This window comes from Bacillus sp. WC2503, assembly GCF_052682895.1.
Genome location: NZ_JBQYMD010000001.1, coordinates 3,358,182 through 3,383,450 on the forward strand (window position 1 = coordinate 3,358,182; position 25,269 = coordinate 3,383,450).

Genomic DNA, 25,269 nt, shown 5'->3' on the forward strand with positions numbered 1-25,269 from the left:
GTACTTTTCATTGCAAAGGATATGCACTTATCCTTTATTCTAGCCGTAATATACATGAAACAAAGAAAAGGATACTCGTTCTTATAATGAACACAGTATCCTTTTCTTCAATTATCAAAATGTGATGTGTTGTTAAAGTCATATTGCTGTAAAAATTGTTGTAATGCCTCTTCTACAAGTTTAGATTTTTGAATCCCTTTTGATTCTGATATGATGTCTAATCTTGCTAATATTTCTTTATTAATAGAGAAGGTACGTTTCTTTTTTTCTGTACTTTTACTCATAATTGGTGCACTTACTTCTTCTCTCTTTCTTAATAATTCATAAATGCTTTGTAATTGCTCATAAATTAATACTTGATAATCTGTTTTCGCATATTGAAGGGCGGTCGCTTCTTGGAGTTGTAAGTGACGTGGTTCTTCTCCATCTCCTACAAAAATACGTTTCTTCCGTTCTCCATCATACTCGTATCCAATCCACCTTAATTTCTTCGATAATGTATACGGACTTATTTCAAGGCGCTTTGCTATAATAGCGATGGATTCACGCCTATTTAAACAATCTATAATTTCTCCAATCGTCACAATTTCCCCTCCTCCCATGTTGAAATGACACTAGCATGGTATGTTACAATGATTTTCTAACAGTATATGCAAAATAAATAGCCTGTGCGATTCATACGATTTCAGAAAAGGAGGTTTTCAATATGCTTTTTCGTAGCTGTACCCCACAGTTCTATAATGAAAATAAACAACTCATTCCTAATAGTATTGCTACGATGGAAAGCGTTATGATTAACAACCGAAAACAATTCCTCCTCATGCGTGGTCAAAACGTAGAACAGCCTATTTTATTATGCTGTCACGGCGGACCTGGCATGGCACAAATCGGATTTATTCGCCATTTCCAAAAAGAATTAGAGAAGCACTTTATCGTTATTAATTGGGATCAACGCGGGGCAGGTAAATCCTTTTCAATGAAAGATTTCGGAGCAAATTTCACAATCGAACAATTCGTTTCCGATGCAAAAGAAGTGATTCAATATGTACTTAAAAGGTTCAACAAACAAAAACTATTTCTCGCTGGTCATTCTTGGGGAAGTATTATTGGGCTTAACATAGCACATCAATATCCAAAATATATCGAGGCTTACATCGGTATAGGGCAAATTGTACATATGAAACAAAATGAAGAATTGCTATATCAACATTTAATTCATTCTGCCAAAAAACATGATCATAAAAAAGCATTAGCTTCCCTTTTAAAATTAGGCAAACCACCATTTTTAGATACGAGACGTCTTATTATTCAAAGAAAGTGGCTTGGCACATTTGGAGGCGCAATCCAAAACGGATCTTCCTTTTCTTTCATACGAAAAGGTTTCTTTTCTCCTGAGTATACGCTATTAGATTGGTTCAAGTTTCTCGCAGGAAATTTAAAATCTGGCGTTTTATGGGAAGAAATGCTGACAATCGATTTTTTTTCGTCTATTTCAAGTTTATCTATTCCGGTATATTTTTGTTCTGGTCGCTATGATTATCAAACTCCGTATGCACTCGTTCAAGAATATTGTGATGTTATTGAAGCACCCATAAAGAAAATGATTTGGTTTCCAAATTCAGCACATTCTCCTGATCTAGAAGAACCAGAACTATTTGCTAATTCTTTACAATCCATCAAACAAGAGCTATCTTTTCATCATTAAATACAAAAGGCTCTTTTACATTTCATAGAAAACATTTTATAATAATATGTCGCAAGTATTATGTATAAATATAGCAAACTGCTTCATATTCACTTGCCTTAACAGAATAAAAATTAGGGAGATTATATCTATTATGAACGCTGTACTCGTCGCAGTAGCAGTCATGCTATTGCTTAGTTTGTTACGTGTCCAAGTCATTGTCGCCATTATTATTGGAGCTCTAACAGGCGGACTTATCGGCGGACTCGGTATTTCAGAAACAATTAACACTTTTACAACTGGTCTTGGAAACAGTGCCCCTATCGCATTAAGCTATGCAATGCTTGGCGGTTTCGCTATTTCTCTTTCTAAAACAGGACTTCCAGATGCCATGATTCAAACCGCATTAAAATGGATTGGCAACGAACAAGACACAAAAAAACAAGTTTATTCTAAAATACTGATTTTATTCATCATTTTAACAATGGCTTGTTTCTCACAAAATGTTATCCCTGTTCATATCGCTTTCATCCCAATCTTAATTCCTGCACTTTTAAAAGTATTAAACGAGCTGAAAGTAGATCGTAGACTTGTCACATGTATTATTACATTCGGGTTAATTACACCTTATATGTGGATCCCTGCAGGATTCGGAAAAATTTATCATGACGTATTGCAAACAAGTGCTGCCCAAAGCGGCCTTACATTTGATGTCGCGCTTATCCCAAAAGCGATGACTATTCCAGCAATCGGAATGATTATCGGATTATGTGTAGCGGTATTCATTACGTACCGAAAACCTCGTACATATGAAACAGAACAAATTCATACCGCCGAAAGTGAAATCGTTCCCTATACAAAGCGAAGCATCACTTTCGGATTATTATCTATCACAGCTACATTAACTGTTCAATTAGCAACAGAATCAATGATTTTCGGTGCCTTGGCGGGGATTATTGTCTTATCAATTAGTGGTAGTCTCCCCCTTAAAGAAGCAGATGCAATATTAACAAGTGGAATGCGTATGATGTCCTTTATCGGATTTGTTATGATTTCTGCCGCTGGATTTGGCGCTGTTCTTCGAAAAACAGGACATGTTGAATCACTTGTGCAAACGAGTGCACATTTCATCGGAAATAACAAACCGCTTGCTGCATTTCTTATGCTCGTTATCGGACTTCTCGTTACGATGGGAATTGGTTCATCCTTTTCAACCATCCCTATCTTAACAACAATTTTTGTACCCCTTTGCATTCAGCTTGGATTTAGTCCAATGGCTACAATTGCAATTATCGGTACAGCAGGAGCGCTAGGTGATGCAGGATCTCCAGCATCTGATAGTACACTTGGACCAACATCAGGTTTAAACGCTGACGGTCAACACCATCATATATGGGATACATGTGTACCGACTTTTCTGCATTATAATATACCGTTACTTATATTTGGCTTTATTGCCGCAATTACATTGTAAAAGGTGCGTATAAAACGCACCTTTTACTTTTTCATTTTCCCTTTTAATTGTTGAAAAGCTATTTTCGCTTCTTCTTCGACGTAATTTTCAATTGCTGGTAGTGATGGACCTATCCATTCACTCTCGATACTCCCATTCGGTCCAATAATTTTTAATTTTTCTGGTATATGTATATTTAGAAATTTGGCTGCTCGAATTAACTCGGTAGCAACCTTATCACTTGAAGCTACAATTCCATCTATATACGGATGAGTTTGCAATAATGTAATAAACTGTTTATTCGTATACCTTTGTACACATGCTTCTCGATAAGAGATCCCTTCATCCCAAACAGCGTCTAAAAATCCTGATATACGCTCTTCCATTTCTTCACTTTCTTCCCCCTCACCGAAATAAGCAAGAAAGTGACATGCTTTCTCTTTTAATAAAGAAACAGCCCTCTGTCCACTTTCATAATGATTTGTAAGAGGTTGTTTTTCCTCCATCACAACAAATGGGAATTCGATTTTCCCTAGACTTTTAAAAACTGATTTTGTCAAAATAACACCTGCAACGTTATTTTGCTTCAACATATGTATGTATCTATCTTTATTCTCTATATTACAAACGATTATTTGATAGCCTTCTTTATATGCTATTTCCTCAATACAATGTAGCAAAGTGATGTTTAATGGGTTACATAAATTCTCTACAAGTAATGCAATGATTGTTGAATTCTCTTTAAATAATGGCTTTGCTGCACTGTTTGGCCTATAACGTAATTCCTCAATTGCTTCCTTTACTTGTTTTACTGTTTCGTCATGAACGTATCCTTTTTCATTAATAACTCGTGAAACGGTTGCGACTGAAACACCTGCCAATTTTGCAACATCACGTATAGTTGCCACATCGTCACCCCTTAATATGGTAATAGATTACAATTTTAAGGTAACTTAAATTACAGTATTCGTCAAGATTAATAACTTATATTTCTGAAAATTGTTACATCATTTCAATAAACGATACTCCATCTGAATTTCATGTAAAATCGGGATATTATCATATCCAATGCGCGGAATTTCTTGCTTTATTTTTCGCGCCTCTTCTACTGCATTTACATATAAATTTGTCATCATGAAATTACGTTTTTGATAAAAGCGTAACGCGTTCATATTATCATTTGTTGTAATGAGCCAAACTCCTTGGCACTGTGCTTCTTGAGCAACTTGCAATACGCAATCCACAAGCTTCGTCCCGATCCCCTTCCTTTCTTGAAAACTATCTAACGATACAATTTCACACAAATTCCCAGTCACTTCATACGTTATAATTCCGATTATTCTGTCATCTAAAAACGCAACAAATCCTGGTAGCTCTTCTAACTGATGCCCCTTACCACGCGAAACCATCAATGAGCTCCCCCAGTTTTCACACATGAACATTCGGATTTTTTCTTTCATTGTTGATGTAATTTTTTTTATATGCACCATTTCCTATTTCTCTCCTTTTCTATCCTTGTGATACAATGTAAGTGTATCACATGTAACGGTATTTGGAGGATGAGGTAAAGTATGAAACGTTTTTTTGCAGCATTGTTTACTATACTAGGTGCGATAACTGCCCTTGGGATTTTCTTTACAAATAAAGTGATGTACTTGAAGAAAAAAACAGAGGAAGAAGTTCTAGAAAGAGAATCGAAAAAACATTTTCGTATAGAAGATTTTGACGCTCTTCATAAAGAAGAAATTCATATCCCTTCGCAATTCGGATATGATCTTCATGGATATTACATTCCTGCAGGTCATTCCAACAAGTTTATGGTTTTTTGTCACGGCGTAACTGTAAACAAAATGAACTCTGTAAAATATGCAAACTTATTTTTAAGCAGAGGATTTAATGTCCTTATTTATGATCATCGTCGTCATGGTAAAACCGGAGGAAAAACAACAAGCTATGGATACTATGAAAAACATGATTTAAAATCAGTAGTTGACTGGCTAAAAAGTCGTTTTGGCACAAATATAATACTCGGTATTCATGGTGAATCTATGGGCGCTGCAACACTACTTCAATACGCAGGACTTGTAGAAGATGGTGCTGATTTCTATATTGCAGATTGTCCTTTTTCTGATTTCTATGGGCAATTACAGCACCGCTTAAAGGTTGAATTCCATTTACCCAAATGGCCTTTATTACCATTAGCAAATGCTTTTTTAAAAGTTCGTGACGGGTATACAATTCGTGAAGTTTCACCAATCGACTGTATAAAAAACATTAACAATCCCGTTCTCTTTATTCATAGTAAAGATGACGATTATATTTTAGCCGATATGACAAAAGCTCTATATGAAGCAAAAGAAAATAATAAACAACTTTATATTGCAGAACACGGTGCACACGCTTGCTCTTATAACGAAAATAAAGAGGAGTATGAAGCAGCTCTTGATCAATTTTTGAACACATACGTAAAAGAAACAAAAAACAGGCTTGCATAAGCCTGTTTTTTTCATTGTGATAAAACGTCTGTAACTTGTTCCATGTTTTCAGAAATCCATTGCACAGCTTCATCTAGCGTTGGAAATTCTGTCGTTTGAAACGTTACCTCATCTTGAAGTAACCAAACATCCTTCGCTTCTTGTCCTACACCGGCAATCGACCAGTGCAATAAACTATATGGATGATTATCATTCAAAAATGATGCCCACGTGCGCTCATTTGCAATATTTCGTAATGTAAGTAATTGTTTATCCATCTTTCGTCACCTTACTCTAGTCAGTTATAAAAAACATTATAACACTCTCTTCTCTCCCAAAGAAAGTGCTCTTTTTATCCCGCGTTAACGGGCAGTGAGACTCCCATCTCAAAATTCAGCTGAAGCAAAGAAGTTAGGCGGGAGATTAACTGCCCGTAATCGCCCGATTGGTGAAGGCTAATAATCAGTGGAATGAACCCCCTCCACTAATTAAAGTTTCACTTTATATTGTCAAGTGCTTCCCTTGATTATATGATGAAATTAAGCGTTTGGGAAGGAGGGATAGCGTTGGCAAAAGTACAAATTAAAGTAAATGATAATGGCTCTTTTCGCGTTACAGGGGACGTGGAATTAGTCGACTCACAAGGGAATGTATTCCCAGCAAAACCAGCATTTTCTTTATGCCGTTGTGGTTTATCAAAAAATATGCCTTATTGCGATGCTTCGCATAAAGGTAAATTCGAATCTGTTGTTAGAGCACCAGAGGCAAAGTAATTTCGTATGTGACATGCACATTTTTTGTGCATGTTTTTTCTTTTAATCAAAGTCTGGATATTCCTTTTCCTAACAACATTTCTAACACTTTTGTCTCCATTTCAATCTCCATGTATTTTCACACAATTCTTCACATTCAAATATTTTTTGCTAGCCTTTTTTCTTTTTTGTGCTATAATTTGACCAAACAGCATCCTTCGGGGTCGGGTGAAATTCCCAACCGGCGGTGATGAAGTGAAAACTTCTAAGTCCGTGACCCGTTTTCAACTCGAAAACGGTGGATCTAGTGAAACTCTAGGGCCGACAGTATAGTCTGGATGGGAGAAGGATATGTTTCTAGTTTTTTATATAGTGAATACACTTTTATTTCAGTATGCATATTTTTATACATTCATTTTGAATTTATATATATGTTTAGTTTTCTATACTCATTTTTTATACTGAAATAAAAAAGAGACAACTAGCGTTTAAAAAATTCGATATTTTGCTAGGTTTTTTCCTTATGCAAAAATATCAATCATCGCTAGGTTTCTTTCCTGTACTTTCGTATTCGAACTATAATTCTAGAAATCACGTCTCCCAAACCCCAAGGATATTAAATCCTTGGGGTTTTTTGATTTTTTTAGGAGAGGTGAAGAGAATGACTGATCAAGAATATATGAGGATTGCCTTGCAATTAGCTAAGGGGACATCAGGACAAACGAGTCCGAATCCTATGGTTGGTGCTGTTGTTGTAAAAGATGGAAACATCGTCGGAATGGGCGCTCATTTATGTGCTGGTGAAGAACACGCGGAAGTTCATGCCCTTCATATGGCTGGTGAGAAAGCCAAAAACGCTACCGTCTATGTAACACTTGAGCCGTGTAGCCACTTTGGAAAAACACCACCTTGCTGTGAATTACTCATCGAAAAGGGAGTTAAGCGCATTGTCATTGCTACCCTTGATTGCAACCCGCTCGTTTCTGGTAATGGAAAAAAGAAATTAGAAGAGGCAGGAATCGAAGTAACTACGGGTGTTCTTGAAACGGAAGCAGTTTTATTAAATCGCTACTTTTTTCACTACATGAAAACGAAACGCCCATTTGTCACGATAAAGACCGCGATGAGCTTAGATGGCAAAACAGCCACTGTAACTGGTGAAAGTAAGTGGATTACTGGTGCAGAAGCACGCGCTGACGTTCACCAATATCGCCATACACATGATGCAATTCTTGTTGGAGTGAATACAGTTATAGCCGACAATCCACATTTAACAACAAGAATTCCAAATGGCGGGAAACATTCTATTCGCGTTATTTTAGATACCCATTTACGAACGCCACCATCTTCTCATGTCATAACAGATACTTTAGCACCGACATGGATTATTGTAGGTAAGGATGTAAATAAAGAGAAAATAGCTTCTTATGAATCTAAAAATATAGCGATATTCCAAATGAAAACGAAGCAAATTGAAATTCAAGATGTTTTAGATCTACTCGGTGAAAAACAAATCCTGTCTCTCTTCATCGAAGGTGGACAAACTGTTCATGCAAGTTTCTTACAAACAAACAATTTCAATGAAATTGTAACCTATATAAGCCCGAAATTAATTGGCGGGAAAGGTGCTCCTACTCTTTTTGGAGGAAACGGTTTTTCAAAATTACAAGATTCGCTTTCCTTGAAAATTCAAGAGATGAAACAAATTGGCGATGATATCAAAATTGTTGCGACTGCCCGAAATGAGGTGACGAAATGTTTACAGGAATTGTAGAAGAATTAGGAACGATCACAAACATGCAACAAAGCGGAGAAGCGATGAAATTAACGATCCATGCAAATGAAATTTTATCTGATGTCCATTTAGGTGATAGTATCGCGGTTAACGGGATTTGCTTAACTGTAACGAGCTTTACAACTACTTCATTTACAGTTGATGCAATGCCTGAAACGATGAAATCAACATCACTTCGCCTGCTTAAATCACACTCTAAAGTAAATTTAGAGCGAGCCATGGCTGCAAACGGGCGCTTTGGTGGACATTTCGTTTCAGGACATATCGATGGCATCGGGACAATTTTAACTAAAAAACAACATTACAATGCCGTCTATTACAAAATAGCAATTTCCGATGAATTGCTACGCTATTGTTTGCATAAAGGATCCGTTGCTGTTGATGGAACGAGTTTAACGATATTTGATATAGACGAATCTTCCATAACAATTTCACTCATCCCACACACAGTAAGCGAATCTGTCATCGGAGAAAAGAATGCCGGAGATATCGTAAACATTGAGTGTGACATGATTGGTAAATATATCGAACACTTTATTTCTAAACCTGTAAAACGAACGGGGTCAATGTCCGAAAGCTTTTTACAAGAAAACGGATTTCTATAAGGGGGAAACATAATGTTTCATCATATTGAAGAAGCTCTAGAAGATTTAAAACAAGGAAAAGTCGTTATCGTATGCGACGATGAAAACCGAGAAAATGAAGGCGATTTTATCGCTTTAGCAGAGTATATTACGCCAGAAACAATTAATTTTATGATTACACATGGTCGCGGCCTCGTTTGCGTACCGATTACGGAAGGGTACGCAGAGCGCCTACAATTAGAACCAATGGTATCTCATAATACAGATTCACATCATACTGCGTTTACAGTGAGCATTGATCATGTTTCTACAACAACAGGGATTAGCGCTCACGAACGTGCAACTACGATACAAGAATTGTTAAACCCTGCATCTAAAGGTGCTGATTTCAATCGACCTGGACATATCTTTCCATTAATCGCAAAAGAAGGCGGTGTCCTTCGCCGTTCAGGTCATACAGAAGCTGCTGTCGATTTAGCAAAACTTTGCGGAGCAGAACCTGCTGGAGTCATTTGCGAGATTATTAATGAGGACGGTACGATGGCACGTGTACCTGATTTACTACAGTGCGCAAAACAATTTGATATAAAAATGATTACGATAGAAGATTTAATTGTTTATCGCCGCCATCATGAAACACTTGTGACAAGAGAAGTGGAAATTACCTTACCTACAGATTTCGGTACTTTCCAAGCAATTGGCTATTCTAACTCATTAGATACGAAAGAACATATTGCGCTCATAAAAGGTGATATTTCAACAGGTGAACCGGTGCTTGTACGTGTTCATTCTGAATGTTTAACAGGAGATGTATTCGGTTCATGTCGCTGTGATTGCGGACCACAACTCCATGCAGCACTTGCTCAAATTGAGCGTGAAGGAAAAGGTGTTCTTCTTTATATGAGACAAGAAGGACGAGGCATCGGGCTTCTTAATAAGCTTCGCGCTTATAAATTGCAGGAAGAAGGATTCGATACTGTAGAAGCAAATGAAAAACTCGGCTTCCCTGCTGACCTTCGTGATTATGGTATCGGCGCTCAAATATTAAAAGATTTAGGCTTACAAAGTTTACGATTATTAACGAATAATCCAAGAAAAATTGCTGGCTTACAAGGTTACGATTTAGAAATAGTCGAGCGTGTACCGTTGCAAATGCCAACAAAAGAAGAGAATAAAACATATTTACAAACGAAAGTAAACAAATTAGGACATTTATTAAACTTATAATCAAAGGAGAGATTTATTATGGTATTCGAAGGTCATTTAGTTGGTACAGGATTAAAAGTTGGGGTTGTTGTTGGACGTTTTAATGAATTTATTACAAGTAAATTACTTGGCGGCGCTTTAGACGGATTAAAACGTCACGGCGTAGAAGAAAATGATATTGATGTCGCTTGGGTTCCTGGTGCATTTGAAATTCCTTTAATCGCTAAAAAGATGGCCAGTAGCGGAAAGTATGATGCTGTTATTACTTTAGGTACTGTAATCCGTGGAGCTACTACACATTACGATTACGTTTGTAATGAAGTAGCAAAAGGTGTTGCATCTTTATCACTACAAACTGACATCCCTGTTATTTTCGGTGTATTAACGACAGAAACAATTGAACAAGCGATTGAACGTGCAGGTACGAAAGCTGGTAATAAAGGATATGAATCAGCCGTTGCTGCCATTGAAATGGCTCACTTATCAAAACAATGGGCATAAAAAAAGAGGCTGCGGCCTCTTTTTATTTTTTCGCTTTTTTTCGTACATCTTTTATTAATTCATTCATCGTTTTTCCTTCTGTCTTTATACGAAGTGCTTGCGCTGTTCTCCATACATTCTCTCTTTTTTTCGCTTCTTCTATAATAGTAATTTCTTTTCGTACTTCCTTTAAATCTTTCCCTTCCGTTTTCAATCCAAAATGTTCAGCTTTCGTTCGAAAATGTTGTTCAATTCTTTGTTGCATCTCTTTTTGTTCAGGATTTTCAGCGGCCTTAACTGGATCAGTACTTATTGCTTTTATTAAAATTAGACAGGTCATAATCGCTAATATGTATTTGTGCATGTAAAATCCTCCAACCCAATATAAAATACATATTTACTATGTACAACTAGGGCTTGGAAAATTCGTCCGCAAAAATTCTTTTTCTCACTCAAAACCCATTCGTATTAAGTGATAATAGCCTTTTATTACATTTTATTTACAAAAAAAGCAAACTCTTTTACAAGTTTGCTTTTTCCTCTATCTTATAGTGCACATTCCTCAATCTCAAATCCTAAATCTTCAATCATACCCCAGTCTGCAGTTGGCTCTTGTCCAGCTGTCGTTAAGTAATCCCCGACAAAAATAGAGTTTGCTGCAAATAAGCCGAGTGGCTGTACAGAACGTAAATTAATTTCGCGACCTCCTGAAATACGAATTTCTTTTGTTGGGTTTACGAAACGCATCATCGCCAATACTTTTAAACATTCTACAGGTGTTAACTCTTTTTGTCCTTCAAGCGGTGTGCCCTTTACAGCAACGAGGAAATTACACGGAATAGAATCTGCATCTATACGTTGTAATTCAAATGCTATTTCAGCACGTTCTTCAATTGTTTCTCCCATTCCAAAAATCGCCCCAGAGCATGGTGAAATACCAGCTTGTTTCGCTTTTTGAACCGTATCAACACGATCGTCATACGTATGAGTTGAGCAAATGCTTTCATAATTGTTTTCATGTGTATTTAAGTTGTGGTTATAACGATGAACACCAGCTTCTGCTAAGCGTCCTGCTTGATCTTCGTTTAAGAAACCTAAACAGCAACAAATCTTCAAATCTGTCGTTTCACGAATTTCCTTCACAGCCCCAATTACGTGATTTACTTCTTTATCTGTCGGGCGACGGCCAGATGCTACAATACAATATGTACCCGCTTTACGGCGAATTGCTTCATGTGCTCCTTCTACAATCTTCTCCTGCGTTAACCATGCATATTTATCAATTGGTGCTTCTGAAATAATAGACTGTGAACAATACCCACAATCTTCAGGACATAAGCCAGATTTCGTATTAATAATCATATTCAATTTTATTTTCTTACCAAAATGATGATGACGAATGATGTAGGCTGCATTCATAATTTCTAAAACTTCTGTATCATCAGCTTCTAATATTGCTATTGCATCTTCTTTCGTAATCATTTTCTCTTCTACTACGTCGTATGCAAGTTTTTTCCAATCCCTTTTTGTTTGTACTTGTTTCATTTCATCTCTTCCCCTCTTTTGTTATATACGTAAATAAAGCATGATACGTTGCCATTATCCCTTCATTTCCCGTGAAGTCTCTTTCGTATATACGAAGCATCGCACGAAAGAGTGAGGGACTTTGGCAATATGATTCTTCATTACTATTGGTCGCTCCTACTTTTCGAATAGAATGCAGAAACTCTCTAACTTCTGCAAAACTCTCTATGTAACATGTTTCAGAAACATGTACATCCCCTGTTTCTATCTTGCATATATGGCGTAACTGATCTTTCGAATAAAAACGTTGACCTATCGCTATTTCATTTCGTATATTTTTTTCTTCTTTCGCCCTCCGAAACGAATTGTGAAGCTCTTGAAAAGTTTCTTGTCCAAACGTTGAAAAGAGTAGTATCCCATCTGTAGACAAATGATGAAATAGATTTCTAATCACTTGTTTTAAATCATTTAGCCATTGAAATGTAGCATTTGAAATAATGACATCATATGATTCTTCTAATCGTAATCGTTCGATATCTTCACAGTGAAACGTTACATTTTTTACATTTTGTCTAGTTTTCGCAACCGCAATCATACTTTCAGCAAAATCAATAGCTGTAATATGCGCTTTCGGAAATAAGTTTGATAATTTCTCTGTGACATAACCTGTCCCGCATCCAAGTTCTAAAATACGTATCGATGATGTTTCACTGTATCGCCGATTCAATACAGAAAGTAACGAATGGGCCATCTTTTTTTGTACATTTGCATATTGATCGTAAGATACGGCTGCCACGTTAAACCGTTTTTGCAGTAACGTTTTGTTGATCATGTCGTATCCCCTCTACAAATTGAATTACCTCATTTGCACAATATTCTAAATTCATTATACATAATGCGTGTCCTGCCTCACTTACTACCTTGAGTGTTACATTTGTATTGTCCGCCATACTATGAGCAGCAGACAATGGACATATTACATCCTGCTCTCCATGAATAAGTAGTATAGGTGCTTGAATTTCTTTCAGCTCTCCTCTCATATCTGTTTCTATTAAATAATCCAAACCTAATTGTAAAGACTGAATAGAATCCCCTTTAAAATGTTTTACAATATCTTCAAAACATTTATTCTCTTTCAGCTCATCTTTCGTAAACATATTTTCATAGAACCGCTTGAGCGTATCTTCTTTCTTTCTCACCAAATTCTTTTTCAGCCGTTCTACATGCAAAGAATTCCATCCACTTGTATAGTCACTCGTATTTGTAAATTTAGCAGTACCACCAATTAATACGATACCTTTCGCCTTAATCTTTTTATAGGCTTGAATTGCCGCTAAAGCTCCTAATGACCATCCAACTAAAATTACATTTTCATCATGCGCTACATCTATTATTCGTTCCGCAAACTCGCCTATCTCTTTCACGTTACGCCAATCTATGCATTGAACAGGATATTCTTTGAAATACGGAAGTACTAAATCCCAAACATTTTCTTCCATTCCCCATCCAGGGATAAAAATAATCTTTAGCTCTTTCATACGAAAAGCTCCTCTTCTTTCGCAATGTGAATAATTTGATCAATGGCCCATTTTAAATCAGCTATTGTATGTTGTGACGTAACAGCAAAACGGACCCGGGAACTATTAATTGGAACCGTCGGTGGACGAATTGCAATTGCTGCGATGTCTACCTCTTGTAATCTTTTACTAAACCGTAAAGCATTTTCATTTGAACCGACTACAATCGGTACAATATGAGTTGAGCTATTCCCAATATCAAAACCTGCTTCTCGTAAATGGGTTCTGAAATATGCACCATTCGCTATAAGACTCTCTCTTCTTTCGTTATCTTCTTTCACAATTTCAATTGCTTTTCGTATCGCCCCTAATATTCCTGGTGGTAAGGCTGTAGTAAAAATAAAGCTTCTCATCATATTTCGTAAATACTCTATATAAATTGCATCGCCTGTCAAATACGCACCATAGCACCCTAAAGCTTTACTAAACGTCCCCATATGTATATCAATTTTTTGAGCAATGTCTTTTTCTATATGAGATAACCCAGCTCCATCGATTCCATATATTCCACTCGCATGCGCTTCATCAACTATAATGATTGCCCCGTATTTCTCCTTAAGCTGCACTAATTCTCTCAAGTATGCAGTATCACCATCCATACTAAAAACAGTATCAGTTACGATTAATTTCCTCTTTTCAGGTGACGCTATTTTCAATAACTTCTCTAAATGATCCAAATCATTATGACGATACCTTTTATGTTCTGCGCCGCTTAATATAATTCCATCAACAATACTTGCGTGATTTAATTTATCACTAAACACAATATCGTGACGACAGGCTAAAGCAGATATAGCACCTACATTTGCTGTATATCCACTATTTACAATTAGTGCTCTTTCAGTACCTTTCCAGTTGCATACACTTCTCTCAACCTCTTCATACAATGGATAATTTCCTACAACGAGGCGAGAGGCAGTCGCACCAGTTCCATATTTTTTTGTACACGCAATAGCAGCTTCTTTTAATCTTTCATCCCCAGCTAATCCTAAATAATTATTTGATGCTAAATTTAACAACCTTTTTTTATCTCGAATAAGCCACGTCTCTTCTGCTTGCTCTGTTACATGCAAATTACGATACTGTCCTTGCTCATGTAATTGTTGTAATTTAGATTGAAGATGTGTGCGCCACGTTTGATTCATTTTGAATGAACTCCTCTAATTTTGAAATCATAATATGTTCTTTTGCTGATTCCAATAATTTTTCCCTAGTAAATTCACCTTCAAGAAATGGTAATAAACCTAAAACTGGTACTCCACTTAACCCCTCAATCATTTCTTTATTTTCTTGCACTCTTTCTTTGTCACATTCTTTACAACTAGACAAAATTACACCTGCTACTGTTAAACCGTGTGCCTGTGCATAAGAAATTGTTAAGACAGTATGATTTACTGTCCCTAGCGTAGGGCGAGCTACTATAATAAGAGGCAACTGTAATTGTTTTGCGAAATCAATTACTAAACTATCTTCAGTATATGGGACTGCAAGCCCGCCTGCCCCTTCGACAAATACGCTATTAAACTCTTTTAATAGTTCTTCATAGTGCCTCATAATGTCTTTTAACTTTACGACTCTTCCAGCTCTTTTCATCGCAAGTCTCGGAGCAAGCGGTTCTTCAATGGAATAAGGACAAATTTCATCTTCTTTTGTCGGTACACCCGATAATGCTTTTAATCTTGCTGCATCTCCCTCAGGGTTTGATGCAACATGTCCACTTTGCAACGGTTTATATACCCCTACGTTATATCCCAACTCTCTATATACACCTGCTAACGCACCTGCAACCACAGTTTTTCCAACTTCAGTATCTGTTGCTGTTATGAAAAAACCGCTCATTCTTCTCCCTCCGTAACATCTGAGATTGCTTTATATAAAATGCGTAACATATCATCTATCTCATCAATTGTAGAAGCAAGAGGAGGCATAAATACAATCGTGTTACCGAGCGGTCGTAAAATCATGCCAAGATCTCTTGAGCGTTTACATACTTGCACACCGACTCTTTCTGTCCATTCAAACGATTCTTTCGTTTCCTTATTCTTCACTAGTTCAATACCAATCATTAACCCGCACTGACGAATATCACCTACATGTTTATATGCAAAGAGCGCTTCTAATTGCTTGGCTACATATTCTGTTTTACGTGCAACATCTTCTATTAAATTTGTTTTTTCATATAATTCTAGATTCGCAATTGCTACTGCACACCCTAACGGATTACCTGTGTAACTATGACCATGGAAAAATGATTTTTGTTCCTCATATTCTCCTAAGAAGGCATTATATATTTCGTCTGTCGTTACCGTAACTGCAACCGGTAAATAACCACCTGTTAAACCTTTCCCAGCGGTTAAAATGTCTGGCGTCACATTTTCATGTTCACATGCAAACATTTTTCCAGTGCGCCCAAATCCCGTTGCTACTTCATCCGTAATAAATAAAACATTATATGTTGTACATAAATCCCTTAGCCCTTTTAAATATCCTTTCGGCATTGTAATCATACCGCCAGCACCTTGCATTAAAGGTTCTACAATAATAGCTGCAATTTCTTCATGTTTTTCTTTCAGCATTTCTTCCATTTCTTCTAAATGTTTTTTTACAATTTGTTCCTTATTATCTCCATAAGGAGAACGATATGTATATGGATACGGCATTTTAATTGCTTCAAATAAGAGTGAACTATACACTTGGTGAAACAAGTCTATTGCTCCTACTGAAACAGCACCAATCGTATCACCGTGATATGCTTCTTTTAATGTAACAAATCTTTGTTTTCTCGGTTTCCCTTTATGTTGCCAATATTGGAAAGCCATCTTAATTGCAATTTCAACAGCTGTAGAACCAGAGTCTGAATAGAACACCTTCTTCAATCCTTCTGGTACAACCTCAATAATTTTTTCTGCTAATAAAATTGATGGAACGTTAGCAAGTCCTAACATAGTAGAATGAGCAATTTTATTTAATTGCTCACGAATTGCTTCATCTAATTCTGGCACTTGATGTCCGTGAACATTCAGCCAAATAGATGAAACCCCATCCCAATATTCATTTCCATTTACATCGTATAGCTTTCTTCCCTCTCCACGTTCAATAATGACAGGATCTTCTTCTAAATAACCTTTCATTTGTGTAAATGGGTGCCATACGTAAGCTTTATTTTTCTCTGATAATTCTTCATATGTATAAGATGATTTTTCAGTCGTATTACTATTCACAGTCACAATTGTCACCCCTAATGTTAACTAGTTTATAGATATAGTTAACATTAAATCCAAAAGACTGTCAATTATTTTTAAATTAAACAGTTCTTAAAAAAGAACAACTTATCATACGATAAGTTGTTCTACTTTCCATGCTGTATCTTTCCGATTTCTAAAATAATCTCTTCATCTTTTTTTCCTTCTGTATCAATTCCCAGTTGTTTTGCATGCTCAATTAATAAATCATGACGCTTCTCAAATCTAGCTGTGTTTACTTCTTTCGTAATTTCCTCTTTTGTTTTCTCATCAGTAGAAACTCCTAGTTTCGCAGCTGCTTTTTCCATCGACTTCTTCTCTTCCGTTTCTTTCACTTTCTTCACTTCTGATTGCTGGATTTGCTTTTGCTTCACCTGCTCTGATTCAGCTGCAAAAGCTGTGTAAATTCCAGCACTTCCGCCAATGACTAGTAAGGTGGTAAAAAGAATTAGTTTTTTCTTCACTCTTTTCTCCCCTTTCGAATTCATTATAACGCACATCTTTCAATGTTAAAACCTATCTCCTTTATTTCCCTAAAAAAATATTACACATTTTTATTGACATGTATGATGAATATATGATAAAAATTTAACTAACATCATATGAATCGGCGTTGATAGGATTTAGTAGTATTTCGATTTCTGATTTCAGAGAGCTGGTGGTCGGTGCGAACCAGTACAGAGCGAATTATGAATTACCCCCTGGAGCTTCTTTTACGAAACGTAAGGAGTAGTGAAAGACGGTTATAGACCGTTATGTCTAAAGAGTGGTGAAACGACACTGTTTCACAATTTAGGGTGGTACCGCGAATTTTTCGTCCCTGCATATATTGCAGGGGCGTTTTTTATTTTATTAACGCATATCATACGACCCTTTATTTTGTGATACATTCATTTTACAAGCTAGGGTGGTACCGCGATTTCTTCGTCCCTGCATAATTATATGCAGGGACGTTTTTTTATCCAATCATTTCCGTATCATATAGAAGTATTAACAAATTACCGGTAATTTGTCAAAAAATTCTAAAATTTAAAAGGAAATATACAATATTGGCGAATTTTATATAAAAAAGACTATTCTCGATTAATTAGGAGGGGAAAACAATGGTTTCAAAAATTGAATCTGTTCTTTTAACAATTTTTATCTTTTTCTGTATTGGTTTTAGTGTTATTCAATTAGAAGTTTCACCGCATATCCCGATTTTATTCGGTATCGTTATTTTATTAGCGTTTGGGTTTATGAAAAAAATCTCTTGGTCTACTATGGAAAAAGGGATGATCAGTAGTATTTCAGCGGGGATTCCATCTATTTTTATTTTCTTACTTGTAGGCGTATTAATTAGTGTATGGATCGCAGCTGGAACAATTCCAACTTTAATGGTATACGGCTTCCAACTTGTATCTCCGAAAATTTTCGTTCCAACTGTTTTTGTTGTTTGTGCGATTGTTGGAACGAGTATCGGTAGTGCATTTACAACTGCTGCAACTGTAGGACTTGCCTTTATGGGCATGGGTAGTGCTCTTGGATACGATCCAGCGCTTATCGCTGGTGCAATTATTTCTGGTGCATTCTTTGGGGATAAAATGTCTCCTTTATCTGATACAACAAACTTAGCTCCTGCTGTAACCGGTGTAGATTTATTTGAACATATTCGTAACATGCTTTGGACGACAGTTCCAGCTTTCATTATTGCTTTTATTGCATATTTCATTTTAGGCAGTGGATCTGGAGGCAATGTTGATTTCACATCCTTTATTAGCACGTTAGAAAAAAATGCAACAATTTCTATCGTTACACTTATTCCAATTTTATTACTGTTCCTATTCGCATTCAAAAAGGTTCCAGCAGTTCCAACATTACTTGCTGGAATCGTAGTAGGAATCATTATTCTCTTTATTTTCAAACCTAGTACATCTCTAACTGATTTAATGAAAATTATGCAGGACGGTTATGTTTCTAAAACTGGTATAAAAGATATTGATAGCTTATTATCTCGCGGCGGTTTACAAAGTATGATGATGTCCGTTGCCCTTATTTTCCTAGCTCTTTGCATGGGAGGATTACTACAAGGAATGGGTATTATCGCGCAGCTGATGAATATCATCTCTAGCTTTGTTAAAAATAGTACACGCTTAATTATTTCTACTGCTTCAACTGCAATTGGTGTAAACTTCTTACTTGGTGAACAGTACTTATCCATCGTTTTAACAGGACAAGCATTTGCTAATAAATACGATGAAGTCGGTTTAGAACGTCGTAATTTATCACGAGTACTAGAAGATGCTGGTACAGTAATTAATCCACTCGTACCATGGGGTGTAAGTGGCGTATTCTTAACAAACGTCCTTAGCGTTCCAACATTCGATTACCTGCCATACGCAATCTTCTGTTTAGCTTGTCCAGTTGTAACCATTATCGTCGGCTTTACTGGATTCGGTCTTTCATGGAAAAAAGAAAAAGCAGTACCAGTTTCATAATATACAAGTAAAAAAAGGATTACCGATTGCGGTAATCCTTTTTTTATACAACACTTTACTATCTATTTGCTTTCTTTCTTCTAAATAACATAAGTAATCCCGCTCCAACAAATGCAAGACCCGCTCCAATTGTAGAAGCAACACTTGCACCTGTTTTCGGTAAATCACGTTCATCTTTGTCAGCTTCTTTATTTTCACTTACAGTTGTCGTTGTTTCTTTTGTATTTTGATCATCTGTTGTAGTTTGTCCAGATCCTGCATTGTTTCCACTATTACCTTCATTTGTTGGTGGTGTCGTTGGATTCCCTCCATTATTACCTTCACCTGTTGGTGGTGTCGTTGGATTCCCTCCATTATTGCCTTCACCTGTTGGTGGTGTCGTTGGATTTCCTCCATTATTACCTTCACCTGTTGGTGGTGTTGTTGGTTTTTCTCCACCATCGTTCTTCTTCGTTATATCAATTGCATATTTAGCAAATTCATTTTCAGATGGTCCAACATATGATATTTTCCCATCTTTCTTTATATACTTTTGTGCATTTGGTGAAGAATCGAATGTTGTATTTAATTTATCTGCAACAATCGGCTTAAATGTCCAGTTTTGATCGGCTGCTGGATTAATAACTGGTGTTTCTTGCATATACTTCACAATGATTTGACGTGTTTCATCTTGTGATTGGTATACAACTTCCCCTTTACTTACACCTGGGAACGTTTGGCTACTTCCACGATAGTTATTTGTAGCGACGATAAATTCTTGATTGTCAGCTACTGGCTTACCTTCATACGTCATATTTACAATACGATTCGCATTCGCATTTTCCTTTATAACTTTTCCATCTTTATCATATTTTGCTGGTTGCGTCACATCAATTTCGTATTTTAAACCATCTAAAATATCAAAGTTATATGTAGGATAGCCTATATTTACTAACGGCTGTTCTTTCGTTTCCTTTGGATCAATTTTATTAAACTGACCTGCAGACATTTCAAGCCATTCTTTCACTTGTGCCCCATTTACTTTTACAGCATATAAAGTATTTGGATATACGTATAAATCTGCAACGTTTTTAATTGCTAACGTTCCAGCTGGAATATCCGTATAATATGTAGCACCGTTTCGGCCACCTGCTTTAAATGGTGCGCCTGCAGATAAAACTGGTATTCCTTTATATTTACTATATTGTCCATTTTCAGCAAACAACTTTTCGACATACCATTTTTGGGCATTTGTCACAAGTTGCACAGAAGGATCATCTTGTACTAATGAGAAATAACTATTAATTGGCGCTGTCGTTTTTCCTACAGCTGTATTCACATAATCAATTGTCGCTTGATGATCATCTTTAATTTCATTAACTAAATTTTGATCAGGTCCTACATTACCTTCATTATTAACAATCGGACGAAGTTGTGGCTTCGATTGCTCTTTTTGTACTTCCCATTTTCCGCTTACCTTTTTCAATTGCATATCAATAATACCTAAGTTACTTCCAAACACACCAGGCATTACAACTGGAACACCATTAAATACATCCTTCACTTCAGTATGTGAATGTCCCATTAATACTGCATCTACACCAGTAACTTCTGTTAAATAATACGATGCGTTTTCCATGCCAACGTTGTATCCACTCTTATCAACACCAGAATGCGCTAGTGCAACGATAACATCTGCACCTTCCGCTTTCATTTTCGGCACCATTTTCTTCGCTGTTTCAACTATATCTTTCGCTTTAACTTTTCCTTCTAAATTTGCTTTATCCCAGTTCATAACTTGAGGTGGAACAAATCCCATTACCCCAATTTTCACCTTCTGTTTTTGACCTGATTCATCTTCTACTTCTTTTTCAAAAATATGATATGGTTTAAAGTAATTTTGGTCGTTCTCTTCATTATTATCTTTATCATCTTTATAGACGTTCGAGTTAATAACCGGGAACTTTGTTTTACTAATCACTTTGTTTAAATAATCTAAACCATAGTTAAATTCATGATTCCCAAGAGAGATGACGTCATACTTCATTAAATTCATTACACGATATAATGGATGTGTATAACTAGGATCCACAGGATTTTTCGGATCGTTTATTTTATTCGCTACATAATCTCCAAGCGGTGTCCCTTGTAATGCATCCCCATCATCAAATAGGACAGAGTTCTTCGCTTCTTCACGTGCTTTATTAACAAGTGTTGCCGTTTGCACGAGACCTACTTTATTATCTGTTTTCGTTTGATAATAATCGTAATTCATTAAGTTAACGTGAATATCTGATGTTTCTAGAATTCGTAAGTTAACTGTACTCTCCCCAGTATTCTCATCCGCATGAGCTGTTGTTGGCAGTACTTGCGGCGCTATTACACCTATAGCAAGAGTTGCTCCAGCTAGCATTTTTTTTGACTTTTTCACAAAAAATCCCCCTTATACAATTACCAGAAATAATGAAATGAATCCCTATCGGTCCATAATCACATACCTTTTTTCTTCTATTAGAGACACGATTTTCATTTCATCCTGCGCTAACGAGTAGTCCCCTTAAACGCTCGATTGATGAAGACTAACAATTAACGGGAGATAAAGCTCCCACTAAGTAGCATTTCACCTTATCTGACATTATCATATATAAAACTCTTTCGTATCGTCAATATTTTTTGACAAACTTCAACAAATTTTCTGTAAAGTTATTGTAAACTTTTCATAAACATATAATATGCCCTTACATTGCTAATATTGCTGAATATGATACAATTACCAATTACAAGGAGGATGAATTTATGAAAAAAGTCATCTTAATAGTTGTTTGTCTCCTCCTTCTAATCATTTCTTATTCTAATTTTGAAAAGAACGATGAGACAAAACAAAACGAACCTGAAGACAAAACAGAGAAAACCTCTGCTCCAAGTTGGATTGATAAGCAAACAAACGACTCCTTTTATCACCTCGTATTAGGTGATTCACTCGCTAAAGGATATGGATCGACACAAGGTGGATTTGCTGAATTAGCTTCCAGACAAATAGAAGCACAAATTCATAAACCAATTACAGTAGAAAATCTTGGGATAAACGGCCTTACTACAGATCGTCTCGCTAAAAAAGTTCAATCAGAAGATGTAAAGCAAAAAATTAGAGCTGCAAATATAATTACGATTAATATTGGAGGAAATAATTTATTTCGCTTAAATCGTGATGTCGGTGTTATAGATGGTATTAAAATGTTAAATAAAGAAAAAGCTCATTTTGAAGCGGATATAAAAACTATTGTAAAGACAGTTCGAGATCAAAATCCGAACGCTTTACTCATTCTCTCAGAACTCTATAACCCGTTACAACTCGATGACTCCATCGCAAGTTATGCAGACATGTTTTTAGACGGATGGAATGAATCCGTTTATTCCATTTCAAAAGCAAATCAACCGTCTATCGTTTTACCAATTCGTAAATTAATATCGAATGATAAAAAAGATTTACTATTTGACCAAGTGCACCCAAATGATAACGGCTATGCGATTATTGCTAATACATTTACAAAGCAAGTGTTATCCTACAAATATTAAAGCTGCTGTGAAACAATTCTATTTTTATACCATGTCTTTTTTGTTACAATGAAAGTGGAAGGGGGCCTTTATATGGAATCACGCGAGTGGGAACGTATTGTTGATCATCTTCTTTCGCTAGTGCCTCTTTTTTATCGCAAATTTATGCTTCCTGGAGAATTTTCTTCTCAAAGACATATGCCGCCATCACATACACAAGTATTACTACTTTTGCATGAAAATGGCACATTAGCAGTTTCCGAAATCGGCAAGCGGCTAGCGATTTCAAGGCCTAACATGACACCTCTATTAAACAAACTTATTCAAGAGGAACTAATAGAGCGTCATTATAGCGAAAAAGATCGACGGGTCATTTTAATTTCTCTAACAGCTGAAGGGAAATTATTAGTAAATCAGTATCAGCAATTCATTTTAGACAAACTAAAAGAAAATTTCCAAACATTATCTGAGGAAGAGCGCGAAAAGCTCATTCAATCTCTTCAAACCATTCAAAATTTAATTTTGAAAACAAACGCATAAAGCTGCTTCTAAATAGAAGCAGCTTTATGATTCATAATAATTACCGTAGTATACATTTGAATATGGCCATGTCGTTAAATATGGTTTTTGGTCTTGCGTAGGTTGTTGTGGTGGTATTTGTGGCAATTGCTGAAATTGTTGCTGTTGATACACTCCAACTTGCTGTCTCATATCATTTACCGGATAATAATTTGTATATGGGTATACTTGAGGTACATAGTAATAATACATCCATTCTCTCCCCCTTTTTCTTAAACATATTCAAAGGAGAAAATGAATGTGCCATTCTTTATATTTGTACAAGTGGTTCTCTCACTTTTTTCTTTCTGTTCTTCAAACGTAACTTACGATTCTTTTCATATAAATAATGCACTACGAAATATGAAACTACACCGAACACAACTCCTAAAATCGTCATTCCAATTAATACATATACTTCACTCTGTAATAAGCTCTTTAACATCGTAAAAATGTGACTTGAAAACAAGTCCGATATCGTAAATGGTTCATGATGTATTTGTTGTACATGAAATGGATAAATCATTTTCCCTAGCGCATACGCAAGCGGAAATAAAAACACTGGGAGAAACGATATTTTCCCAATAATATTGCCAATAACTGCAGCAGGAAATGATCCTTTTGCTAATCGAACGATTGGATAAAATATTACATATACGAGCGATGCTGTATAAATTACTAACATTTCTAAACCAAAACCAATAGCAAAACCTAACGACACTTTCTTTGCTCCTTCTGGCGATCGAAGCAACTTATAATATTGAAACTTTAATATTCTCCACATCCGCTGAAAAAACGAATATGTTTGCTTAGTTGTTTTCACTCTCATCATCTCTTTAACTATATTTTATATGTAGTATGTCCTTACACGCACTGAATAACAAATTTAGTTTTCTCTTTCTATTATAAATGATATAAAAATGATTAACCAAATATACATCCGACATTTTAATATAAAAAACCTTCCTTTTAGGAAGGTTCTTCTACATTATTAAATAAACTTACTAATAATGCTTTTTGAGCATGTAATCGATTACCAGCTTGCTCAAAAACGATAGACTGTGGTCCATCAATAATTTCTCCTGTTACTTCTTCTTCACGATGAGCAGGTAAACAGTGTAAGAAACGATATGTTTGCTTTGCATGCATAACAAGTTCTTTATTGATTTGATAAGGTTGAAATAAAGTATATTTCTCTTCTTCTCCATCTTGCCCCATACTCATCCAAACATCAGTATAAATAAAATCTGCTTCCTGTACCGCTAATTCAGGATTATGCAAAATTTCAATTTCAGCGCCTGTTTCTTTAGCAATCGCTAACGCTTTTTTAACAATTTCCTCATTCGGTTCATACCCTACGGGTGTTGCCACAGTCATATTCATTCCGACTTTTGCACTCGCTAACAGTAACGAATGACACACATTATTCCCATCACCTACATAAGCCAATTTAATTCCTTTAAATGTATTCACTTCTTCATATATCGTCATTAAATCTGCTAATGCTTGACAAGGATGATGATCATCCGTTAATCCATTAATAACAGGAATGCTCGATTCTTTTGCCAACTCTTCTACATCCGCGTGTGAGAATGTACGTATCATAATCCCATCAATATAATGAGACAGTACTTTCGCAGTATCAGAAACGGTCTCTCCTCTTCCGATTTGCATCTCCTTCCCACTTAAAAACATTCCATGTCCTCCGAGCTGTACCATTCCTGCTTCAAAAGATACACGAGTACGAGTTGAATGTTTATCAAAGATAAGCCCTAATATTTTACCTTGTAATAAAGGCTCTTGCTTATTCTTTTTTAAATATATAGCGAACTCAATTAAAGAAATAATTTCTTCTTTCGTTAATTCTTCTAGTGTTAAAAGATCTTTCGTATTTAATTTCGGTACTTGTACAGTTGACATGAAATTTCC

General features: G+C 36.0%; 27 protein-coding genes, 1 riboswitch and 1 other annotated feature. Of the genes, 11 read left to right on the forward strand and 16 right to left on the reverse strand.

The genetic code is table 11. The features are described 5' to 3' along the window. Positions 1 to 107: 107 nt before the first annotated feature. Entirely contained in the window at positions 108 to 584 is a 477-nt protein-coding gene (locus ACUN26_RS17125; RefSeq protein ID WP_000151924.1) for a ribbon-helix-helix domain-containing protein, read from the reverse strand. A 122-nt stretch (positions 585 to 706) separates the two neighbouring features. Here ACUN26_RS17125 and ACUN26_RS17130 point away from each other — a divergent pair, with 122 nt between their 5' ends. Further along, positions 707 to 1,705 carry an alpha/beta fold hydrolase gene (locus ACUN26_RS17130; RefSeq protein ID WP_000898945.1) on the forward strand — a complete coding sequence of 333 codons (999 nt, stop codon included), beginning with the start codon at positions 707 to 709 and terminating at the stop codon, positions 1,703 to 1,705. 133 nt (positions 1,706 to 1,838) lie between these two features. After that, on the forward strand, positions 1,839 to 3,158 hold the full coding sequence (locus ACUN26_RS17135; RefSeq protein ID WP_445540883.1) for a Na+/H+ antiporter family protein: 1,320 nt from the start codon (positions 1,839 to 1,841) through the stop codon (positions 3,156 to 3,158). Between the two features lie 23 nt (positions 3,159 to 3,181). Here the strand turns inward: ACUN26_RS17135 and ACUN26_RS17140 are convergent, their stop codons facing one another. Next, positions 3,182 to 4,045: a LacI family DNA-binding transcriptional regulator gene (locus tag ACUN26_RS17140; protein ID WP_000201332.1), complete on the reverse strand. Its 864-nt coding sequence runs from the start codon at positions 4,043 to 4,045 to the stop codon at positions 3,182 to 3,184. A gap of 99 nt (positions 4,046 to 4,144) precedes the next feature. Further along, a complete protein-coding gene (locus tag ACUN26_RS17145; protein WP_000233395.1) occupies positions 4,145 to 4,627 on the reverse strand; it encodes a GNAT family N-acetyltransferase in 483 nt (160 codons plus the stop codon). A gap of 81 nt (positions 4,628 to 4,708) precedes the next feature. Between ACUN26_RS17145 and ACUN26_RS17150 the strand changes: the two genes are divergently transcribed. Further along, on the forward strand, positions 4,709 to 5,632 hold the full coding sequence (locus ACUN26_RS17150; protein WP_000819220.1) for an alpha/beta hydrolase: 924 nt from the start codon (positions 4,709 to 4,711) through the stop codon (positions 5,630 to 5,632). A gap of 11 nt (positions 5,633 to 5,643) precedes the next feature. Here ACUN26_RS17150 and ACUN26_RS17155 read toward each other — a convergent pair whose 3' ends face one another. Beyond that, entirely contained in the window at positions 5,644 to 5,889 is a 246-nt protein-coding gene (locus tag ACUN26_RS17155) for a DUF2552 family protein (RefSeq protein WP_000360799.1), read from the reverse strand. A gap of 252 nt (positions 5,890 to 6,141) precedes the next feature. Here ACUN26_RS17155 and ACUN26_RS17160 point away from each other — a divergent pair, with 252 nt between their 5' ends. The 5 genes from ACUN26_RS17160 (at position 6,142) to ribH (ending at position 10,449) form a co-directional block, all read left to right on the forward strand. Further along, a complete protein-coding gene (locus ACUN26_RS17160) occupies positions 6,142 to 6,384 on the forward strand; it encodes a CDGSH iron-sulfur domain-containing protein (RefSeq protein ID WP_002039507.1) in 243 nt (80 codons plus the stop codon). A 189-nt stretch (positions 6,385 to 6,573) separates the two neighbouring features. Further along, positions 6,574 to 6,717, forward strand: a riboswitch (FMN riboswitch). Positions 6,718 to 7,024: 307 nt separating this feature from the next. Then, a complete protein-coding gene (gene ribD / locus ACUN26_RS17165) occupies positions 7,025 to 8,137 on the forward strand; it encodes a bifunctional diaminohydroxyphosphoribosylaminopyrimidine deaminase/5-amino-6-(5-phosphoribosylamino)uracil reductase RibD (protein ID WP_000132001.1) in 1,113 nt (370 codons plus the stop codon). Then, complete coding sequence (gene ribE / locus ACUN26_RS17170) at positions 8,119 to 8,763, forward strand: riboflavin synthase subunit alpha (protein ID WP_000493924.1); 645 nt, start codon at positions 8,119 to 8,121, stop codon at positions 8,761 to 8,763. Before ribD ends, ribE begins: the two co-directional genes overlap by 19 nt. Positions 8,764 to 8,775: 12 nt before the next feature. Next, complete coding sequence (ribBA, locus tag ACUN26_RS17175; RefSeq protein ID WP_000468378.1) at positions 8,776 to 9,969, forward strand: bifunctional 3,4-dihydroxy-2-butanone 4-phosphate synthase/GTP cyclohydrolase II; 1,194 nt, start codon at positions 8,776 to 8,778, stop codon at positions 9,967 to 9,969. A gap of 18 nt (positions 9,970 to 9,987) precedes the next feature. Continuing rightward, positions 9,988 to 10,449, forward strand: coding sequence for a 6,7-dimethyl-8-ribityllumazine synthase (gene ribH, locus ACUN26_RS17180; RefSeq protein ID WP_000230897.1), 462 nt, complete (start codon positions 9,988 to 9,990; stop codon positions 10,447 to 10,449). 22 nt (positions 10,450 to 10,471) lie between these two features. Here the strand turns inward: ribH and ACUN26_RS17185 are convergent, their stop codons facing one another. From ACUN26_RS17185 to ACUN26_RS17220, 8 genes are all read right to left on the reverse strand, one after another. Further along, positions 10,472 to 10,792, reverse strand: coding sequence for a hypothetical protein (locus tag ACUN26_RS17185; protein ID WP_000549775.1), 321 nt, complete (start codon positions 10,790 to 10,792; stop codon positions 10,472 to 10,474). Positions 10,793 to 10,974: 182 nt separating this feature from the next. Continuing rightward, entirely contained in the window at positions 10,975 to 11,973 is a 999-nt protein-coding gene (bioB, locus tag ACUN26_RS17190) for a biotin synthase (RefSeq protein ID WP_000815851.1), read from the reverse strand. Between the two features lies 1 nt (position 11,974). Beyond that, positions 11,975 to 12,784 (reverse strand): malonyl-ACP O-methyltransferase BioC, encoded by an 810-nt coding sequence (bioC, locus tag ACUN26_RS17195; protein WP_000608939.1) that lies wholly within the window; start codon positions 12,782 to 12,784, stop codon positions 11,975 to 11,977. Continuing rightward, entirely contained in the window at positions 12,750 to 13,490 is a 741-nt protein-coding gene (locus ACUN26_RS17200; protein WP_000661290.1) for an alpha/beta fold hydrolase, read from the reverse strand. Before ACUN26_RS17200 ends, bioC begins: the two co-directional genes overlap by 35 nt. Beyond that, entirely contained in the window at positions 13,487 to 14,674 is a 1,188-nt protein-coding gene (gene bioF, locus ACUN26_RS17205; protein WP_001077303.1) for an 8-amino-7-oxononanoate synthase, read from the reverse strand. Before bioF ends, ACUN26_RS17200 begins: the two co-directional genes overlap by 4 nt. After that, positions 14,640 to 15,368, reverse strand: coding sequence for a dethiobiotin synthase (gene bioD, locus ACUN26_RS17210; protein WP_000012509.1), 729 nt, complete (start codon positions 15,366 to 15,368; stop codon positions 14,640 to 14,642). Before bioD ends, bioF begins: the two co-directional genes overlap by 35 nt. Then, the gene (bioA, locus tag ACUN26_RS17215; protein ID WP_000217835.1) at positions 15,365 to 16,756 is read right to left on the reverse strand and encodes an adenosylmethionine--8-amino-7-oxononanoate transaminase; all 1,392 of its coding nucleotides are present in this window, start codon (positions 16,754 to 16,756) and stop codon (positions 15,365 to 15,367) included. Before bioA ends, bioD begins: the two co-directional genes overlap by 4 nt. A 122-nt stretch (positions 16,757 to 16,878) precedes the next feature. Next, positions 16,879 to 17,235, reverse strand: coding sequence for a hypothetical protein (locus tag ACUN26_RS17220; RefSeq protein ID WP_000727842.1), 357 nt, complete (start codon positions 17,233 to 17,235; stop codon positions 16,879 to 16,881). A 140-nt stretch (positions 17,236 to 17,375) separates the two neighbouring features. Next, positions 17,376 to 17,596 (forward strand) — a binding site (T-box leader). 278 nt (positions 17,597 to 17,874) lie between these two features. Between ACUN26_RS17220 and nhaC the strand changes: the two genes are divergently transcribed. Further along, the gene (gene nhaC / locus ACUN26_RS17225) at positions 17,875 to 19,248 is read left to right on the forward strand and encodes a Na+/H+ antiporter NhaC (protein ID WP_000253727.1); all 1,374 of its coding nucleotides are present in this window, start codon (positions 17,875 to 17,877) and stop codon (positions 19,246 to 19,248) included. 58 nt (positions 19,249 to 19,306) lie between these two features. Here nhaC and cpdB read toward each other — a convergent pair whose 3' ends face one another. Then, positions 19,307 to 21,658 (reverse strand): bifunctional 2',3'-cyclic-nucleotide 2'-phosphodiesterase/3'-nucleotidase, encoded by a 2,352-nt coding sequence (cpdB, locus tag ACUN26_RS17230; RefSeq protein WP_000748632.1) that lies wholly within the window; start codon positions 21,656 to 21,658, stop codon positions 19,307 to 19,309. Positions 21,659 to 22,023: 365 nt separating this feature from the next. On the opposite strand from cpdB, the gene ACUN26_RS17235 reads away from it, so the two are divergent. Together ACUN26_RS17235 and ACUN26_RS17240 are read left to right on the forward strand one after the other, a co-directional pair. Continuing rightward, positions 22,024 to 22,803 carry a GDSL-type esterase/lipase family protein gene (locus tag ACUN26_RS17235; protein ID WP_000755809.1) on the forward strand — a complete coding sequence of 260 codons (780 nt, stop codon included), beginning with the start codon at positions 22,024 to 22,026 and terminating at the stop codon, positions 22,801 to 22,803. 72 nt (positions 22,804 to 22,875) lie between these two features. Then, positions 22,876 to 23,322: a MarR family winged helix-turn-helix transcriptional regulator gene (locus ACUN26_RS17240; protein WP_000445820.1), complete on the forward strand. Its 447-nt coding sequence runs from the start codon at positions 22,876 to 22,878 to the stop codon at positions 23,320 to 23,322. Positions 23,323 to 23,346: 24 nt separating this feature from the next. Here ACUN26_RS17240 and ACUN26_RS17245 read toward each other — a convergent pair whose 3' ends face one another. From ACUN26_RS17245 to argF, 3 genes are all read right to left on the reverse strand, one after another. Continuing rightward, entirely contained in the window at positions 23,347 to 23,553 is a 207-nt protein-coding gene (locus tag ACUN26_RS17245) for a hypothetical protein (protein WP_000291941.1), read from the reverse strand. A gap of 58 nt (positions 23,554 to 23,611) precedes the next feature. Then, positions 23,612 to 24,172 (reverse strand): DUF2062 domain-containing protein, encoded by a 561-nt coding sequence (locus tag ACUN26_RS17250; RefSeq protein WP_002044856.1) that lies wholly within the window; start codon positions 24,170 to 24,172, stop codon positions 23,612 to 23,614. Positions 24,173 to 24,309: 137 nt separating this feature from the next. After that, positions 24,310 to 25,260, reverse strand: a complete 951-nt coding sequence (gene argF, locus ACUN26_RS17255; protein WP_000108847.1) for an ornithine carbamoyltransferase — start codon at positions 25,258 to 25,260, stop codon at positions 24,310 to 24,312. Between the last annotated feature and the right edge of the window lie 9 nt (positions 25,261 to 25,269).

Excerpts from the sequence above, each read along its gene's own strand:
- ACUN26_RS17130 (WP_000898945.1), top strand. The coding sequence starts at position 707 with ATGCTTTTTCGTAGCTGTACCCCACAGTTCTATAATGAAAATAAACAA.
- ACUN26_RS17135 (WP_445540883.1), top strand. The coding sequence starts at position 1,839 with ATGAACGCTGTACTCGTCGCAGTAGCAGTCATGCTATTGCTTAGTTTG.
- ACUN26_RS17145 (WP_000233395.1), bottom strand. The coding sequence starts at position 4,627 with ATGGTGCATATAAAAAAAATTACATCAACAATGAAAGAAAAAATCCGA.
- ACUN26_RS17150 (WP_000819220.1), top strand. The coding sequence starts at position 4,709 with ATGAAACGTTTTTTTGCAGCATTGTTTACTATACTAGGTGCGATAACT.
- ACUN26_RS17155 (WP_000360799.1), bottom strand. The coding sequence starts at position 5,889 with ATGGATAAACAATTACTTACATTACGAAATATTGCAAATGAGCGCACG.
- ACUN26_RS17160 (WP_002039507.1), top strand. The coding sequence starts at position 6,142 with ATGATGAAATTAAGCGTTTGGGAAGGAGGGATAGCGTTGGCAAAAGTA.
- ribD (WP_000132001.1), top strand. The coding sequence starts at position 7,025 with ATGACTGATCAAGAATATATGAGGATTGCCTTGCAATTAGCTAAGGGG.
- ribE (WP_000493924.1), top strand. The coding sequence starts at position 8,119 with ATGTTTACAGGAATTGTAGAAGAATTAGGAACGATCACAAACATGCAA.
- ribBA (WP_000468378.1), top strand. The coding sequence starts at position 8,776 with ATGTTTCATCATATTGAAGAAGCTCTAGAAGATTTAAAACAAGGAAAA.
- ribH (WP_000230897.1), top strand. The coding sequence starts at position 9,988 with ATGGTATTCGAAGGTCATTTAGTTGGTACAGGATTAAAAGTTGGGGTT.
- ACUN26_RS17185 (WP_000549775.1), bottom strand. The coding sequence starts at position 10,792 with ATGCACAAATACATATTAGCGATTATGACCTGTCTAATTTTAATAAAA.
- bioB (WP_000815851.1), bottom strand. The coding sequence starts at position 11,973 with ATGAAACAAGTACAAACAAAAAGGGATTGGAAAAAACTTGCATACGAC.
- bioC (WP_000608939.1), bottom strand. The coding sequence starts at position 12,784 with ATGATCAACAAAACGTTACTGCAAAAACGGTTTAACGTGGCAGCCGTA.
- ACUN26_RS17200 (WP_000661290.1), bottom strand. The coding sequence starts at position 13,490 with ATGAAAGAGCTAAAGATTATTTTTATCCCTGGATGGGGAATGGAAGAA.
- bioF (WP_001077303.1), bottom strand. The coding sequence starts at position 14,674 with ATGAATCAAACGTGGCGCACACATCTTCAATCTAAATTACAACAATTA.
- bioD (WP_000012509.1), bottom strand. The coding sequence starts at position 15,368 with ATGAGCGGTTTTTTCATAACAGCAACAGATACTGAAGTTGGAAAAACT.
- nhaC (WP_000253727.1), top strand. The coding sequence starts at position 17,875 with ATGGTTTCAAAAATTGAATCTGTTCTTTTAACAATTTTTATCTTTTTC.
- ACUN26_RS17235 (WP_000755809.1), top strand. The coding sequence starts at position 22,024 with ATGAAAAAAGTCATCTTAATAGTTGTTTGTCTCCTCCTTCTAATCATT.
- ACUN26_RS17240 (WP_000445820.1), top strand. The coding sequence starts at position 22,876 with ATGGAATCACGCGAGTGGGAACGTATTGTTGATCATCTTCTTTCGCTA.
- ACUN26_RS17245 (WP_000291941.1), bottom strand. The coding sequence starts at position 23,553 with ATGTATTATTACTATGTACCTCAAGTATACCCATATACAAATTATTAT.
- ACUN26_RS17250 (WP_002044856.1), bottom strand. The coding sequence starts at position 24,172 with ATGATGAGAGTGAAAACAACTAAGCAAACATATTCGTTTTTTCAGCGG.
- argF (WP_000108847.1), bottom strand. The coding sequence starts at position 25,260 with ATGTCAACTGTACAAGTACCGAAATTAAATACGAAAGATCTTTTAACA.